An 18,286-nucleotide genomic window follows, 5' to 3' on the forward strand; every position below is an offset into this window, starting at 1 on the left:
CGTGTTGGTCGGGGGGGTGGGAGCCAACACCTGAGCGTCTTCTCAGCTTAGCTCAAGTTGGGCTCATCTGGTCTTCAGGACGGCGTCGCGTGATCAGACAATGAAATTGTCCGGGTTGCTGAGGCTGGCCAGCGACACGTTCTTGAACAAGATGAAGTTCCGGGCGGCGGCCAGGCCTGACCCATCGGGATCGATCTGCAGCAGGGTGTCGCCGCCTTTGGCTACGAACTTGAGGTAGCCATCGGTGATGGGTGTGGTCCCGCCGTAGCCGACGCTGGCCAGGGCCCCCTTGAGGTCCACCTTGTCCCCTTCGGCCCTGTTGAAGTCGATGATCGTGTCGCCGGCATCGACGATGCTCCTGTAGACGAAGCGATCGCCACCGCCTTGGCCCCGGACCGAGTCGGCCCCCTGGAGCCCGGTGATCACGTCGTCGCCGGCCGTTCCCACCAGGGAATCGCGGTTCTTCGTGCCGGTGATGGTGCGGCCGAGGTCGTCGTTGGTGATGGTGCCCGTGACGGCGCCGGCGGTGCCAAGGGTGTAGGCGTCGTTGGCCAGGAGGGTGAGGACGACGGTTTCGTCGGGCTCGACGATGCTGTCGCCGGTGGGATCAACGCTGAGGGTGGCGGTGGCGGAACCGGTCGCAAAGGTGATGCTGGTGCCGATCAGGCCGTAATCGGTCCCGTTGGTGGCGGAGCCGCCGATGGAATAGTTGACGACGAGGGGATTGGTGGTGGGCCCCGTACGGGTGAACGTGTAGACGAGATTGCTGGCGCCGTTCTCCAGAACGCTGGCAGGGGAAACGGCCACGGAAACGCTCGGCTTGGCCTGCACATTGATGGCAAGGGTGGCGTTGGTGGTTCCGCCGAAACCGTCGGAGATCACGTAGGAGAAGGTGTCGGTGCCCGTGAAGCCAGCGGCCGGGGTGTAGGTGAAGGTGTCGAAGGCGGTGTTGGCCACGGTGCCGCCCTGGCTGGTGGACGTGAAGAACTGGCTGACCGAGAGGGGATCGCCATCCGGGTCGGTGTCGTTGGCGATGAGGTTGGCGCCCAGGATGGTGGCGGTCTGGCCGGGTTGGATGGTGATCGCGGGGTCGGCGACGAACACCGGAGCGCCATTGACGACGTTGATGGCGAGGGTGGCATTGGTGAAGCCGCCGAAGCCGTCGGAGATCACGTAGGAGAAGGTGTCGGTGCCCGTGAAGCCGGCGGACGGGGTATAGGTGAAGGTGTTGAAGGCGGTGTTGGTGACGGAACCGCCCTGGCTGGTGTTGGCGAAGAACTGGCTGATCGAGAGGGGATCGCCATTGGGATCGGTGTCATTACCCAGGAGCGTCGCGCCGTTGATGGTGGCGGTCTGCCCCGGCCGGATGGTGATCGCGGGGTCGGCGACGAACACCGGAGCGCCATTGACGACGTTGATCGCGAGGGTGGCATTGGTGAAGCCGCCGGCACCGTCGGAGACCACGTAGGAGAAGATGTCCGTGCCGGTGAAGCCGGAGGCAGGGGTGTAGGTGAAGGTGTCAAAGGCGGTGTTGGCGACCGAACCGCCCTGGCTGGTGGCAGTGAAGAACTGGCTCACCGAGAGGGGATTGCCATCCGGGTCGGTGTCGTTGGCCACGAGGCTGGCGCCGGTGAAGGTGGCGGTCTGGCCGGGCCGGATGGTTTTGGCCGGGTCGGCGACGAACACCGGAGCTCTGTTGCCGCCGTCGTCATTGGTGATGGTGCCCGTGACGGCCCCGGTGTTGCTGATGGCGTAGGCCGCATTGGCCAGCAAGGTGAGGCTGACGGTTTCATCCGGTTCAACGTCACTGTCACCGGTGGGATCGACGGTGACGGTGGCGGTGGCCGAGCCGGCGGCGAAGACGACGGAGGCGGGGATCAGGCCGTAATCAGTGCCATTGGTGGCGGTGCCGTTGATGGCGTAGTTGACGGTGAGGGGGTTGGTGGTGGCGCCGGTTCTGGTGAAGGTATAGACGAGGTTCGTTGTTCCGTTTTCTGTGACGCTGGCAGGTGAGAGGGCGAGGGTGACGACGGGCAGTGGAGCGGCGTCGTCATTGGTGATGGTGCCGATGCCCTGGCCGTCGAGGAGTGTGACGCCGTTGGTGGGGGCGGAGAGGTTGAGGAAGAAGGATTCGTTGGGCTCGAAGGCGGTGTCGCCGTTGATGGTGACGGAGATGGTCTGGGTTTCCCCGGTGGTGCCTGCGAAGTTGAGGGTGCCGGAGGCGGCGAGGTAGTCGGAGCCGGCGGTGGCGGTGCCATCGGCAGTGGCGAAGTTCACCGAAGCGCCACCAGCGACGGCATTGCTGAGGGTGACGGTGAAGATGGCGGTGGTGGTGCCGCTGTTGCCCTCGGTGATGGAGACGTCGCTGATGGAGAAGGAGGCGGCGTCGTCGTTGGTGATGGTGCCGATGACGGCGCCGGCGGTGCCGACGATGTAGGCGGCGTTGGACTGGAGGGTGAGGGAAACGGTTTCGTTGGGCTCAAGGACGGTGTCGCCGGTCGGATCGACGGTGACGGTGGCGGTGGCCGAGCCGACAGCGAAGGTGACGGAGGCGGGGATGGCGGCGTAGTCAGTGCCGCCTGTGGCGGTGCCGTTGATGGCGTAGTTGACGGTGAGGGGTGTGGTGGTGGCGCCGGTGCGGGTGAAGGTGTAAACGAGATTGGTGGCGCCGTTCTCGAGAACGCTGGCGGGGGAGACAGCCAGGGTGATGACGGGCAGGGCAGCGGCGTCGTCATTGAGGATCGTGGCCGTGGCGGTTGCCGTGCCGATCGAGCCGTTGATGGGGTTGGTGATGGTGACGGTGAAGGGTTCGTCGGCCTCCACAACCGTGTCCTCCACCGTGGCGATCGAGAGCGTGGCGGTGGTCTGGTTGGAGAGGATCGTGATCGTGCCCGTCAGGGGCGTGGAGATGTCACCGGCGGTCGCCGCGGGCCCGGTGATCGTGTAAGTGACGGTGGTGGGCTGGCTGAGCACGGCTCCGCTCCGCGTCGCGGTGAGGATGAAGGCTTCCCCTTCCTCCGCGGCGGCGGGCGCCAGGCTGATCGAGACCACAGGCGGCGGCAGCACCTGCACCGAGAAGTTGGTCGGCGTCGAGCTGGCCGTGCCGGGATTGATGTCCGCCACCCGTGAGGTGCCGGCGGCGGTGCCGTCCGTCGTCCAAAGCTCGAGACCTTCGCCGGGGGTTGAGGCCTGGAAGTAGAGCCGCCCGTTCAGGACGGCACTGAACAGCAGACTGACGTTGCTGCCGCCCGTGCCCGGGTTGATGTCGGCGACGAGCACGGTTCCGGCTTCAGTGCCATCGGTCTTCCACAGCTCGGCCCCTTCCGCCGTCGTTGTGCCGCGGAAGTAGAGCTCGCCGTTGAACAGAGCTCCCGGGCCTGCGGCCAGGGCGCCGTTGCTGTTGACGCCGCCGGGCTGAATGTCCTTGAGAAGCCGCGTTCCGGAGGGGGTGCCGTCGCTGACCCAGAGCTCCGAGCCGTTGACCCCATCGTTGGCGATGAACACGGCCTTGCCGTTGACGGCTCCCACCGTGTTGATGGGCCAGCTGACGTTGGACAGCAGCCGCGTGGTGTTGGCCACCGTGCCGTTCGAGACCCACAGCTCGGCCCCCAGCACCCCCGGGGTGTTGCTGGTCTCGATGGCGAAGAAGACCCTGTCGCCGACCACGGTGGGGTTGGTGGTCCGGGCGGTCGCGAGCGGGCTGAGGTTGCCGAGGGAGAGGGTGCCGCCGGCGGTGCCGTCGCTGTACCAGGCCTCCACCCCGTTGACACCGTCGTTGGCATAGAAGAAGACGCCGTCGTTGAACGAGGTGAGCACCGAGATGGCGCTGCTGGCGCTGCCGGGAACGATCTCGGTGACGAGCCGCGGGCCGGCGGAGACGCTCTCGATCACCCAGAGCTCGTTGCCTTCGGCTGTGGTGTTGGCTGTGAAGAACACATTGCCGCCCGAGACGGTGAGCTGGCGAGCGGGGTTGGTGGTGGCGCGCGAACCGGTGGCGCCGGGCTGGATGTCGGCGAGCAGGCGCGTGCCGGCTGCGGTGCCGTCGGTGTACCAGAGCTCGTTGCCGCTGAGGCCGTCGTCGGCGAAGAAGAGGGCGCCGCCATCGAACGGCGTGATGAGGGTCGGGCCGATGGCGCTGGAGAAGCTGACGATCGGATTGATCTCCACCAGCTGGGTCGTACCGGCCGCCGTGCCGTCGGTCGTCCAGAGCTCGGTGTCTCCGGTGGCGTCGTCGGAGGCGAACAGGAGCTTGCCGTTGGCGAGCTGCACGGTGGAGGGGAAGGCTCCCGTTGCCCCGGGGGCGGCATCGATCACCTGCCGGGTGCTCGCCGCCGTGCCGTCCGTCAGCCAGAGCTCGCGGCCACCGGCGGCGGTGACGGCAGAGAAGAACAGCACGGGGATGCCGGCGGGCTGGGGAGGGACGTCGTCGTTGGTGACGGTGGCCCTCCCCTGGCCGTCGGCGATGGTGACGCCGTTGGTGGGAGCCGAGAGGTTGAGGAAGAAGGATTCGTCGAACTCCACGGCCGTGTCGCCAGTGACGGTGACGGAGACGGTGCGCTGCTCACCGGCATTGCCGGTGAAGTTCAGGGTGCCGTTGGCGGCGACGTAGTCGATACCGACGGTGGCGGTGCCGTTGGCGGTGGCGTAGGACACCGATGCCCCACCGGAGACGGCGTTGCTGAGGGTGACGGTGAAGACGGCGGTGGAGGTGCCGGCGTTGCCTTCCACGATCGAGACGTCGCTGACGGAGAAGGAGGCGGTGTCGTCGTTGCTGATCGTGCCGCTGACGGCGCCGGGAGTACCGATCACGTAAGCCGCATTGGCGGCAAGGCTGATGGCGATGGTTTCGTCGGGCTCCAGGACCGCATCGGCGGTGGGATCGACGGTCACCGTGGCGGTGGCCGAGCCGGCGAGGATGGTGACGGAAGCGGCGATCGGGGCGTAATCGCTGTCGCTGCTGGCGCTGCCGCCGACCGTGTAGTTGACCGTGAGGGGATTGGTGGTGGCGCCGGTGCGGGTGAATGTGTAGACGAGATTGGCGGCACCGTTCTCGGCAACGCTGGCCGGTGAGACCGCCAGTGTGATGACGGGCAGGGAGACGTCGTCTGTGGTGATGGTGCCGAGTCCCTGGCCGTCGGCGATCGTGACGCCGGCCTTGGTGATGCCAGAGAGGTTGACGAAGAAGGTTTCGTCGGATTCGACCGTGGTGTCGCCGTTGATGGTGACGGAGACGGTCTTCGTTTCACCGGCTGTGCCGGTGAAGTTGAGGGTGCCGACGCTGTTGACGTAGTCGGAGCCGGCCGTGGCGGTGCCGTTGGCGGTGGCATAGTTCACGGACACGCCACCGGCGACCGCGTTGCTGAGGGTGACGGTGAAGACGGCCGTGGTGGTGCCACTGTTGCCCTCGATGATGGTGACGTCGTTGATGGAGAGGGAGGCCGTGTCATTGTCGTTGTTGATGACGCTGACATCGGCGGCATTGAGACCGTTGTAATTGGGGTCGCCGCTGGTAGCGGGGGCGGTGACGATGGAATAGGAGACGCCGACACCGTTGGCAACGCCGCCTTCGTCTCGATCGACAATCGCGTCATCGACACCGGTGACGGTGACGGTCTGGGGAATGTTCCAGTTGGCGGGTGTGAAGACAAGGGAAGAAGTGGAGACGGTGCCTTCCGTGGTGTCGGAGCTCGAGATCCCGATGGTGACGTTGTCTGTGGGCTGGCTGTTGAGAACCACCGTGAAACTGGGCGTGACAGCCAGGGCACCCGGGTTGGCATAGAGATACCTGGCGTCGGATGCCGTGAGCGCTCGGTTCCAGATGCTCACCTCGTCGACGGTGCCCGTCAGGGCGCCAATCATCTGCGTACCGGCCGCATTCAGAATGCCACCAACACTGAAGTTAGCCAGAGAGCTGTTAAACCCAGTGTATCCTTCGGTGTCGCGAAGCTCACCGTTTACATACAGCCGGGAGAGCGCAGCAGTTCCGTTGTTGAAGTCGTGGACGCCGATGATCTGATGCCAGTTGCCATCATTCAGACTCAGATTGCTGCTGACGGGATTGGGATAGGACTGGTAGAAAATCGCACCACCTGTCACCTCTCCGGAGCCACTGTTTGTATTGTTAATGCCATTGAAATATCCAGCGATCGCACCAGCTTGGTGGCGTCCGGCCACAATGTAACCATTGGTGTCACCACTCTGTAGCTTCACCCAGGAAACCAGAGAAAACGTGCTGTTGGTGTTTCCAAAGGAGAAGTTATTCCCCATGTCCACAAACCCATTGCCGGCCGTTGACATGGTCACGGCACCACCGCTCAAGCCCCCGGCCGTGAAGCTGGCGTTGCCCAGGAGCGAGCCATTGACCGAACCTGCTGCGGCGAAGGCGGTCGAACCGGATGTCTCGTTGAACCGCCAGGCGGCGAGCACCTGAGGGTCCGTGCTGCCTTCCGAGGTGGTCAGCTGCCTGGGCCGGATCGGGTCCGGCGCAGGAGACACCGTGATGCCCGCTGTGTCGTCATTGGTGATGGTGCCGGTGACGGCCCCAGCGGTGCCGATGGTGTAGGCGGCGTTGGCGGAAAGGGTCAGGGAAACGGTCTCGTCCGCCTCGACGACAGCATCGCCGGTGGGATCGACGGTGACGGTGGCGGTAGCCGATCCAGCGGCGAAGGTGATGGAGGCGGGGATCAGGCCGTAATCAGTGCCATTGGTGGCGGTGCCGCCGATGGAGTAGTTGACGACAAGGGAATTGGTGGTGTCGCCGGTGCGGGAGAAGGTATAGACGAGGTTCGTTGCTCCGTTCTCCGTCACGCTGCCCGGAGACACAGCCAGAGTGACGACGGGGAGGGGAGCCGCATCATCATTGGTGATGGTGCCAACGCCCTGGGAGTCGGCAAGGGTGACGCCGTTGGTGGGAGCGGAGAGGTTGAGGACGAAGGATTCGTTTGGTTCGATCGTGGTGTCGCCGTTGATGGTGACGGAGACGGTGCGCTGTTCACCGGCGGTGCCGGTGAAGTTGAGGGTGCCGGAGGTGGCGACGTAATCAGTACCGGCGCTGGCGGTGCCGTTGGCGGTGGCGTAGGAAACGGACGTCCCACCAGCGACGGCATTGCTGAGGGTGACGGTGAAGACGGCGGTGGTGGTGCCGCTGTTGCCCTCGGTGATGGAGACGTCGCTGATGGAGAAGGAAGCGGCGTCGTTGTCGACATTGGTGACACCGACATCGGCGACGGCAAGCCCGCTGTAGTTGGCGTCGGTGCTGGTGGTCGCCCCGGTGAGAATCGTGTAGGCGATATTGCCATCCACAACGCCATCATCGACGCCTGTGACTGTGACGAACTGGAAGGCATTCCAGTTGGCCGGAGTGAAGGTGAGGGAAGAAACGTCGGTGGAGCCTTCGGTGCTGTCCGAACTGGCGATGCTGATGCTGACGTTGGCCGACGGCTGGCTGGTGAGGCGCACGCTGAACTGGCTGGTGCCGCCGCCCTCCGATGTGAACAAGCCACCGGTGGGCGCAACCGTGACCCCCGCGGTGTCGTTGTCGGTGTTGGAGACACTGACATTGGCGGCATTGAAGCCGTTGTAGTTGGGGTCGCTGCTGGTGGCCGCCGCGGTGACGATCGAATAGGCCACCGTGCCATCGATGGCAGGGTCATCGACGCCCGTGACGATCACGGTCTGGGGGACGTTCCAGTTGGCCGGCGTGAAGGTGAGCGAGGAAACGTTGGTGCTGCCTTCGGTGGCGTCGGAACTGGCGATGCCGACGGTGACGTTCGCCGTGGGTTGACTGTCGAGCACCACGGTGAAGGTGGCGCTGCCGCCGGCTTCTGTGGTGACCAGGCCCGAGGTTGGGGTGACGGTGATGCCGGTGGCGACGTTGACGATGACGGAGAACGTGGCCGTGGTGGTGGCCGTGTCACCGGTGGTTTCGGCGCTGGTGGCCGTCACGGTGAGCGCGAAGTTGGCGGCATTGGCCACCGTGATGGTCAGCCCCGCGAGCTGGGCGGGAGTCAGGGTCCAGGTGCCGTTGTTGTTGTTGGTGCCCGCCGAGAGGAGAGCTCCGCTGGGCACGCCGGAGATCAGGATGCTGCGCTGATCATTACCATCGCTGGCCGCGAAGCTGGCGGCGATGTTGAGCGGAATCGGCGTGTTGGTGTTCCCTGTGCGGTCGGCGACGATGATGTTGGGTGCACCGGTCCGGGCGGACGTCGGGGTGATCAGGTTGAAGCTGTAGTTGACGCTGGTGGCGCTGGCCCCATCAATGGCGAGGATGTAGGTGCCATCGGCGGTGAGGTTCAGCTCCAGGTCGGTGGTGAGGTTCTGGTTGACCAGGGATTGGTTGGTCGGTCCGAAGAGACGCCAGGCGGCGGAGGGAAATCCGGGGGTCAGGCTGTCGAAGACGAGCCGCTGGCCGGCCGTGCCGGTGAAGCGGTAGAGATCGGTGTCCTGGCCGGGGGAAAGGGTGCCGCTGGTGACGGTGTCGAAATTGAGAGCAGTGGCGGCGGCGACATCGAGCAGCTGGAAGCTGTAGGCGCCCGAGTCGAGGGAGAAGGTCGCTGTGCTCTCAACCAGCAGCTGGTAGGTGCCGGCCTCGGTGAGCGTGAAGGGCGTGTTGCTGTCGGCGTAGTGCTGCTGGTTGAGAAAGACGATGTCGCCGGTGGGATCGATCAGGCGAACGGGGAAGCTCGTGCTGGAGTCGTTGGTGAGGGCGTCGTAGTACAGCCGCTGGCCCACCGATCCGGTGAAGGTGTAGATGTCCCGTTCGCCGATTTCGGCGAGCGAGCTGGAGACGGGGCTGTTCAGGCTGAGGGCGGTGGTGGAGGTGGTGGGGGTGACCAGACTGAAGCTGTAGTTGACGTTGGTGGCGCTGGCTCCATCGATCGCCAGGACGTAGGTGCCATCGGCGCTCAGGGTGAGATCCAGGTCGCTGGTGATGTTCTGGTTGGCCAGGGATTGGTTGCCCGGTCCGAAGATCCGCCAACTGACGGAGGGGAATCCGGGGGTCTGGCTGTCGAAGACGAGCCGCTGGCCGGCCGTGCCGTTGAAGCGGTAGAGATCGGTGTCCTGGCCGGGGGAAAGGGTGCCGTTGGTGACGGTGTCCAAGGGCAGCACTGTGGCGGCGGCCAGATCAAGCAGCTGGAAGCTGTAGGCGCCGGTGTCGAGGGAGAAGGAGGAGGTGCTCTCGAGCTGCAGCTGGTAGGTGCCGGTTTCGGTGAGGGTGAAGGGGGTGTTGCTGTCGAAGTAGTGCTGCTGGTTCAGCAGACCGATGTCGCCGGTTGGGTCGATCAGGCGAACGGGGAAGCTCCTGGTGAAGTCACTGGTGAGGGCGTCGTAGTAGAGCCGCTGGCCCGCCGTTCCGGTGAAGGTGTAGATGTCGCGCTCGCCCATTTCGCTCAGTGAGCTGGAGACGGGGCTGTTGAGGCTGAGGGCGGTTGTGGTGGTGGAGGGGGTGATCAGGCTGAAGCCGTAGTTGACCGTGGTGGTGCTGGAGCCATCGATCGCCAGGACGTAGGTGCCATCGGCGGTGAGGTTCAGCTCCAGGTCGGTGCTGATGTTCTGGTTGGCCACGGACTGGTTGGCCGGTCCGATGATCCGCCAGGTGGCGCTGGGGAAACCGGCGGTCTGGCTGTCGAACACGAGTCGCTGGCCAGCCGTGCCGGTGAAGCGGAAGAGGTCGGTTTCCTGGCCGGGGGAAAGGCTGCCGTTGGTGACGGTGTCGAAGGGCAGAGCCGTGGCGGCGGCCACATCCCTCAGAGCGAAGTTGAAGTCGGCCGCCGTCGTTGCATTGTTGATCAGCAGAAGGTGGTAGGCGCCCGGTTCCGTGAGGCTGAAGGTCGGAAAGCTGTCCGCTTCCCCACTGCTGCTGAGCACCGAGCTTCCATCGGGGCGCAGCAGCACCAGGTTGAGGGAGTCGTTATCTTCTTCGAGCGCGTCAAAGTAGAGCCGCTGGCCTGCGCTACCGCTGAAGCTGAAGATCTGTGTGGCAGCGGCCGCCAGGGGACCGCTGGAGGCGGCGCCGAGGGTGAGCGGCGTGGCATTGGCGCTCAGATCGAGGATCCGGAAGTTGTAGTCACCGGTTCCGTTGATCCTGACGGTGTAGCTTCCCGAACGCGGCAGAGCGAAACCCCCACTTGAATCACTTCCGGCATTGGCGGAGTAGATGGCGGTGTTGGCATTGCCCTGATCGAGAATCTGCAGGGAAACACTGTCAAAATCCGGGTCCAGGCTGTCGACATAGAGCAGTTTCCCGGCGGCTGCGGTGATCGTGAAATCGACCGGAGATCCGGATACCGTCCCCGATTGGCTGAAGGGGAAGGCGGTGGGTGCGGCGGGCGGCGGGTCGATGGTGCCCGTTACATTGAAGTTGTAGCTGACATCGCTGGCACTGCTGCCGTCGATCTGCAGCAGGTAGGTGCCGGTGGCATCCAGAAAGGCCGTGAAATCCGTGCCGGCACCAACGCTGGATCCCGCCACCGTCACGTTGTTGGGGTCGAACAGACGCCAGTTGGCCCCCGTCGCGGCGGCCAGGCTGTCGAAAGTGAGCCGCTGGCCCGCGGTGCCGGAGATGCGATAGAAATCCGATTCTCTCCCTGGGCTGAGGGTGCCGGTGATGGCCGTGCCCAGGGTGATCAGGGGGGCATTGCTGGCATCGATGAGCTTGAAGTCGTAGTCGCCCGTGCTGTTGGGATTGCCGACCTGGCCTTCGACGATCAGCTGATAGCTGCCAGGTTCGGTGAGGGTGATCAGACTGCCGTCGGAATCGGCGTCCAGGAAACTGAGGGAGGTCCCGCTGGGACTACGCAGAGTGGCCAGGATGCTTCTGGTGTTGTTGACCGTGGCGTCGAAGAAGAGTCGCTGGCCGGCTGTGCCGCTGAAGGTGTAGATGTCCTGCTCGCCCAGTTCGGTGATCGAGCCGCTGACGACACTGCCCAGGGTCAGAGGCGTGCTGGTGGTGGTGGGGGTGACGAGCTGGAAGCTGTAACTGACGGGAGTGGCGGTGTTGCTGTTGCCCTCGATCTGGAGCAGGTAGGTGCCGGCCTCCGGCGTGGTGAACTCATAGTCGAAGTTGATGGAGCCAGAGAAGATCTGCGTGTTGCCAGCATCGAAGACCCGGAAGTTCGGGCCGCTGCCGGTGATGGCATCAAAGGCGAAGCGCTGGCCCGCCGCGGCGGTGAAGCGGTAGAACTCACTCTTCGCCCCAGGGGTCAGCGTTCCTGTGGTGACGCTATCGAGCGTGAGGATGGGTGCGGCAGCGGCATCGATCAGCTGGAAGTCGTAACTGCCCGTGCTGTTGGCATTGCCGACCAGGCCCTCGACGAGCAGCTGATAGGTGCCGGTCTCCGTGAGGGTGACCAGGCTGCTGTCGAAATCGGTATCGGCAGAATTGATCACCAGGGCGCCGCTGGGGCTGCGCAGGGTGGCGAAGAGGACCCGGGCGTTGTTGACGGTGGCGTCGAACAGCAGGCGTTGGCCCGCGGTGCCGGCGAACGTGTAGATGTCCTGCTCGCCCAGTTCACCGATTGAGCCGTTGACGACACTGCCCAGGGTCAGCACCGTGCTGGTGGTGGTGGGGGTGACCAGGCTGAAGCTGTAGCTGACGGGACTGGTGGCAAAGCCGTTGCCGTCGATCTGGAGCAGATAGGAGCCGGCTTCCGGCGTCGTGAACTCAAAGTCGAAGCCGAGGGAGCCGTTGCCGATCTGGGTGTTGCCGGCATCGAAGATCCGAACGGTCGGACCGGTGCCGCTGATGCTGTCAAAAGCGAAACGCTGGCCTGCCGCTGCTGTGAAGCGGTAGAACTCACTCTCAGCCCCAGGGGTGAGAGTGCCTGGGGTGATGGTATCCAGCGGGAGGATCTGTGCGGCCGAGGCATCGATCAACTGGAAGTTGTAGTTGCCCGTGCTGGTGGCACTGCCGACCTGGCCTTCGATGGACAGCTGATAGGTGCCGGTTTCGGTGAGGGTGACCAGGCTGCTGTCGAAATCGGTATCGGCAGAATTGATCACCAGGGCGCCGCTGGGGCTGCGCAGGGTGGCAAAGAAGGCCCTGCTGTTGTTGACCGTGGCGTCGAAAAGCAGGCGCTGCCCGGCGGTGCCGGTGAAGGTGTAGAGGTCCTGCTCGCCCAGTTCGGTGATCGAGCCGCTGACGACACTGCCCAGGGTCAGCGGTGTGCTGGTGGTGGTGGGGGTGACGAGCTGAAAGCTGTAGGGAAGGCTGCTCGTGCTGGTGCTGTCGATGTAGAGAATGTGGCTGCCCGTGCGCGTCAGCGTGATCTCGAAGTCTGACGCGAGGTTGCCACTGGTGATCGCCTCACCGTTGGGACCGCGCAGCAGCACGCTGGCACTGGACGCCGATGGTGACTGGCTGTCGAAGACGAGGCGCTGGCCTGCCGTGCCGGTGAAGCGGTACAGCTCGGTGCCGAGGGGGACCAGGGTGCTGCTGGTGACCGTATCGAAGGCCAGATCCGTGGCCGGTGGCTGCAGCAACCGGAAACTGAAATCCGTCGCCGTCTGCGCGGTGGAGTGCTGGACGAGATAGTAAGTGCCGGATTCGCTGAGGGTGAAGACGTCGCTGTCGCTGGAGGCATTGACGAAAAAGAGGTTGGTGAGACTGGTGCCGCTGGGGCCGATCAGAAACGTCTGAACGCTGTCGAAATCCGAATCGAGGGCGTCGTAGAACAGCTGCTGCCCCACGGCGCCGCTGAAGCTGAAGATCCGTGCTCCTGCGGTGGGGGTCACGGTCTCGGTGACGGTGCTGCCCAGGGTCAGCGCCGTGGCGTTGGCGCTCAGATCAAGGATCCGGAAGTTGTAATCGCCCGACCCATTGACGCGGACGGTGTAGCTTCCCGAACGCGGCAGAATGAGACCGGCTGAGGAATCAGAGGTAGCGTTGGCGCTGTAGATGGAGGCGTTGCCGTTGCCCTGATCGAGGATCTGGAGGGAGACGCTGTCAAAGTCTGGGTCGAGGCTGTCGATATAGAGCAGGGTTCCGGCGGCCGCCGTGAAGGTGAAATCAACGGGAGATCCGCTCACCGACCCCGATTGGCTGAAGGGGAAGGCGGTGGGGGTAGCCGGCGGTGGATCACTGATGTCGTTGACCTGGAAGCTGTAGCTGACGCTGGCGGTGGCATTGGTGCCATCGAAGACCAGGTAGTACTCGCCATCGGCGGGCAGCGTGACGCTGAAATCTGTGCCGCTGGAGGTGCCGGAGGAGTTGAGCGCCTGATTGCCGGGGCCGTAGAGAACCCAGGTGGTGCTGGTGGGGGGCGCGAGCAGGCTGTCGAACTGGAGACGCTGGCCCTTGGTGCCGTTCAGACGATAGACATTGCTCCTGATCCCCGGGGTAAGGGCATCGGTGACCGTGGCGCCCAGGGGGAGGATGGGGGCCTGATTGAGCTTGAGCAGGCTGAAGTTGTAGTCGCCGGTGGTGCTGGCGTCGCCTCGGATGACGATCTGGTAGGTCCCGCTGAGGGTGAGGGTGGCCGGGGCCGTGTCGGCGGTGTGGCCGAAGTTGGTGAAGATCGTGGCCCCGGAAGGGTCGATCAGGCTGTAGGAGATGTTCTCGAAGACTGGATCGGCATCGATGCCGTCGAAGACGATTCTGTCGCCGATGACACCATCAAAGGTGAAGACCTGCTGTTCTCCCTGCTCCGTTAGAAGGCCGTTGAAATTGATCGCGTAGGACGAACTAGCCATGGGCCTTCATCCACCATCAAAGAAAATTCACCAAAACCTAACCCGAATCTTCATCCGACATTCCCCACCTCCTTCTATGTAATAATTCTTATTACATATAGTCTGGAAAAGATGTCTTCCGGCCTATGCGCCTATCACTTAGGCGGCATGTCGTGTATCCAGGCTGACATCATTCCTCCCCGGATTTCATTCACGGGCATGGATGAAGCCTGGGTCCGGATGGACGAATCGCCAGGCCTGTCTTCCCATCGGGCCATCCCAGCCCCCATGCTTGGGGAGACATTCCGCCGTCCACCCCGGTGTCTGCCTGTCCCTCCAGCCCGCGACGGCCGTCGTGACCGAGGCCGGCTGGCGCTTCTGGATCGACCGGGGCGGCACCTTCACCGATGTGGTGGCCTGCTCTCCCAGCGGCGATCTGGTGGTGCGCAAGCTGCTCTCCGATCCGCCCCCGCCGGCGGACGGCACCCCCACGCCCGACCCCGCCGTTGCGGCCCTGCGGGACGTGCTCGCCCTGGCCCCTGATCAGCCCATTCCCCCCGGGCTGGTGACGGAGGTGCGGCTGGGCACCACCGTGGCCACCAATGCCCTGCTGGAGCGCCAGGGGGCGCCGGTGCTGCTGCTGGTCAACTGCGGCTTTGCCGACCTGCAGCGCATCGGCGACCAGCACCGGCCCGACCTTTTTGCCCTGGAGATCCGGCGGCCCGAGCCGCCTGCCCTGCGGGTGGTCGAAGTGGGCGGCCGGCTCGCGGCGGATGGTGCGGAGCTGGAGCCCCTGCAGCTGGATGAAGCGCTGGAGCAGTCCCTGGCCCAGGCCCGCTCCGACGGCTTCCGCAGCGTGGCCGTGGCCCTGCTCCATGCCGGTCGTCATCCGGTCCACGAGCAGGCCCTGGGGAGCTGGCTGGCGTCGCGGGGGGTCGCGCCTGTGGTGCTCTCCCACCAGCTCAGCCGCCAGCCCCGGCTGGTGCCTCGCCTCGACACCGCTGTGCTGGAGGCGGCCCTGGGCCCCGTCCTGGGCGCCTATCTCGAACAGGTGCGCACGGCCATCGGGGCCACCATCCCGCTGCGGGTGATGACCTCCGCCGGTGCCCTGCAGTCGCCAGCCCTGCTGCGGGCCAAGGACACGATCCTTTCCGGCCCGGCGGGCGGGATGGTGGCGGCCGTGGCGGTGGCGACCGCCGCCGGTTTCGGTGACGCTCCGATCCTCGGCTTTGACATGGGTGGCACCTCCACCGACGTCTTCCACTTCGATGGCAGCCGTGGCGAGTCCGCCTGGGAGCGCAGCAACGACACAGAGATCGACGGCCTGCGGCTGCTGGCGCCGATGCTGCCGATCCACACCGTGGCAGCCGGCGGCGGCTCGGTGCTGCACGTGGCGGATGGCCGCCTGCAGGTGGGCCCCCGCTCGGCCGGCGCCAACCCCGGCCCCGCCTGTTACGGCCGCGGTGGGCCCCTGGCGATCACCGACGCCAACCTGCTGCTGGGCCGCCTGCCCGTGAATGCGTTGCCGCGCCTGTTCGGCCCCGGCGGCGACCAGCCGGCCGACCGGCAGGTGGTGCTGGAGCGCTTCGGGGCCCTGGCCCGCCAGCTGGGGCTGGACAGCCCGGAGGCGGCGGCCCAGGGGGCGCTGACGATCGCCATCGAGCGCATGGCCGAGGCGATCCGCCGCATCTCGATCCAGCGGGGCCACGACCTGGGCCAGGCCGTGCTGGTGACCTTCGGCGGCGCCGGTGGCCAGCTCACCTGCCCCCTGGCGGATGTCCTGGGGATCACCCGGGTGCTGCTCCATCCCCTGGCCGGGGTGCTGTCGGCCTACGGCATCGGCCTGGCCCGCCCCTCCCTGCTGCGGGAGCGCACCCTGCGCCAGCCCCTCGAGCCGTCCCTTCTGCCCCAGCTGGAGCGGGCGATCGAGGAACTGGTGGCGGGGGCCACCGCCGACCTTCGCACCGGCGGCGATCTGGCGACGGGACAGGAGCCCCGGGTGCAGGTCCGCCTGGAGCTGCGCTACGGCGGCAGCGACCAGGGGCTGGATCTGCCCTGGCCGGCCGCCCCGACCGACGGCCCGCTGGCGGACCTGCGCGCCGCCTTCGAGGAGCGCCACCGGCAGCGGTTCGGCTTCGTGGTGCCCGATGAGCGGCTGGTGGTGGAGCGGCTGGTGGTTGAGGTGGGGGCTCCGGCGCCCGAGACCTCGGCGGGGGGCGTCAGGGCTGCGGAACTTCCTGAGGCGGCGGATTCGCCCGAGCCCTGCGACTGGGTACCGCTCTGGCTGGCGGATGCTCACGGCGACGGGATGGGCTGGCGCCAGGTGCCCCTCTGGCGCCGGGAGCAGCTGGAGGCGGGCCAGCGGATTGCGGGGCCGGCCCTGGTGGTGGAGCCCACGGGCACCACGGTGCTGGAGCCCAGCTGGGACGGCCGGGTGCTGGCGGGGGGCGAGCTGCTGCTGGAGCGGCAGACGCCGTCCGCTGGTGCGGCCCTGGCCGGCAGCATTGCCGGGGCGGTGGATCCGGTGCGGCTGGAGCTCTACAACCACCGTTTCAGTGCCATCGCCGAGCAGATGGGGGAACGGCTGCGCCAGTGCAGCCGTTCGGTGAACATCCGCGAGCGGCTCGACTTCTCCTGCGCCCTGTTCGATGGCGCCGGCCGGCTGGTGGCCAACGCCCCCCATATCCCGGTGCACCTCGGCTCGATGGGGGACAGCGTCGCCAGCCTGCTGGCCGCCGTGGCCGCCGGCACCCTGCCGCCCCTGGCGCCGGGCGATGCCTACGCCGCCAACGACCCCTTCGACGGCGGCACCCACCTGCCCGACATCACCGTGATCACGCCGGTGTTCGCCCCTGACGCCGCAGACCCTGCCGACTCCTGCGAAGCACAGCCGAAGCCCCTGCTGTTCGTGGCCTGCCGCGGGCACCACGCCGACGTGGGCGGCCTCACCCCGGGCTCGATGCCCCCCTTCAGCCGCCGGATCGAGGAGGAGGGGCTGCGGCTGCGCCATGTGCCCCTCCTGCGCCGGGGCCAGTTCGATGCGGCCGCCTGGCGTGAGCGGCTGGCCGCCGGCCCCCATCCGGTGCGCAACCCCGACCAGCTGCTGGCCGATCTTCAGGCCCAGGTGGCCGCCAACCGGCTGGGGGACAGCGAACTGCAGCGGCTGCTGGAGCGCGAGGGCACCGATGAGGTCTGTGCCTACATGGGCCATGTACTGGCCAATGCGGCCGAGGCTGTGCGGGACGCGATCGCCCGCCTCAGGGACGGCGATCACACGGTCGAGCTCGACAACGGCAGCCGCATCGTCGTGGCCGTCCGCATCGACCGGGCCGCCCGCCGGGCCCGCATCGACTTCAGCGGCACCTCCCCCCAGCAGGAGGGCAACTTCAACGCCCCGCTGGCGATCACCAAGGCGGCGGTGCTCTACGTGTTCCGTTGCCTGGTGGGCCGCCCGATCCCGCTCAACGCCGGCTGCTTCGAACCGATCGAGCTGATCGTGCCGGAGGGGTGCCTGCTGCACCCGCTGCCGCCGGCGGCGGTGGTGGCCGGCAACGTGGAAACCTCCCAGGCGGTCACCAACGCCCTGTTCGGGGCCCTTGGGGTGATGGCGGCAGCCCAGGGCACGATGAACAACCTCAGCTTCGGCGATGCCCAGCGCCAGTACTACGAGACCATCTGCGGCGGCACTGGCGCCGGCGTGCTGGCGGATGGCACTGGTTTCGCCGGCGCCAGCGCAGTGCAGAGCCACATGACCAATTCGCGCCTCACCGACCCGGAGATCCTCGAAGACCGCTTCCCGGTGCGCCTGGAGCGCTTCGCCTTCCGCCGCGGCAGCGGCGGCGCCGGCCGCTGGCCCGGCGGCGACGGTGTGGTCCGGCGGCTGCGCTTCCTGGCCCCGATGACCGCCTCGATTCTCTCGGGTTCCCGGCGGGTGCCCCCCTTCGGCCTGGCCGGGGGCGGCGATGGGGCGCTCGGGCGCAACCGGCTGGAGCGGGCCGATGGCCAGCTCGAGGTGCTGGGCGGCTGCGCCCAGGTGAGCGTCCAACCGGGCGACCTGCTGGAGATCGCCACCCCCGGCGGCGGCGGCTTCGGCGCCCCGGATGCCGGTGGCGCGGGAGCCTCGTTGTGAGCACGGTTCGCCGGGGAGCCGCCGGGGCGGTGCTGCTGCTGCTTGTGGGATGGGGCGCCGTCCCGCTGGCGCGGGCCCAGGCCGTGGCGCCTCCCGCTGCCCTGGAGAGCAACGTGCTGCTGGAGGGGGAGCAGCGCTTCCGGCCCCAGTGGTCGGCCCGGGGCCTGGTGGCGGCCCAGGAGCCGCTGGCCTCGGCGGCGGGGGCGGCGATCCTGCGCCAGGGGGGCAACGCGGTGGATGGGGCGGTGGCCACCGCCTTCGCCCTGGCGGTCACCCTGCCCCAGGCGGGCAACCTGGGCGGTGGCGGCTTCCTGCTGCTCTGGCTGCCCGGCCCCTCGCCGGCCCGCCAGCGGGGCTGCCTGGTCGAGGCCTCTGGTGGCAACCCGGCGGCCGGGCCCGAGCTGGCCATCGGCGGCGGCACGGCGGTGGCGGTGAACTTCCGCGAGACGGCCCCGGCGGCGGCCACGGCCACCATGTTCCTGGGCCCCG

General features: G+C 66.7%; 3 protein-coding genes. 2 read left to right on the forward strand and 1 reads right to left on the reverse strand.

The genetic code is table 11. The annotated features are described in order from the left end of the window. Positions 1-93: 93 nt before the first annotated feature. A complete protein-coding gene (locus tag KBY81_RS09535; protein ID WP_254976356.1) occupies positions 94-13,689 on the reverse strand; it encodes an ELWxxDGT repeat protein in 13,596 nt (4,531 codons plus the stop codon). Positions 13,690-14,023: 334 nt separating this feature from the next. On the opposite strand from KBY81_RS09535, the gene KBY81_RS09540 reads away from it, so the two are divergent. After that, positions 14,024-17,797: a hydantoinase B/oxoprolinase family protein gene (locus tag KBY81_RS09540; protein ID WP_254976357.1), complete on the forward strand. Its 3,774-nt coding sequence runs from the start codon at positions 14,024-14,026 to the stop codon at positions 17,795-17,797. After that, the coding region (locus KBY81_RS09545) for a gamma-glutamyltransferase (protein ID WP_315858510.1) at positions 17,794-18,286 on the forward strand (493 nt) is incomplete at its 3' end. The genes KBY81_RS09540 and KBY81_RS09545, both read left to right, overlap by 4 nt.

Origin of the sequence: Cyanobium sp. Lug-B (genome assembly GCF_024345635.1) — a bacterium.
GTDB lineage: Bacteria > Cyanobacteriota > Cyanobacteriia > PCC-6307 > Cyanobiaceae > Cyanobium > Cyanobium minutissimum.

What these genes read in the sequence shown, in the direction of transcription:
- KBY81_RS09535 (WP_254976356.1), bottom strand. Translation starts at nt 13,689, where the DNA reads ATGGCTAGTTCGTCCTACGCGATCAATTTCAACGGCCTTCTAACGGAG.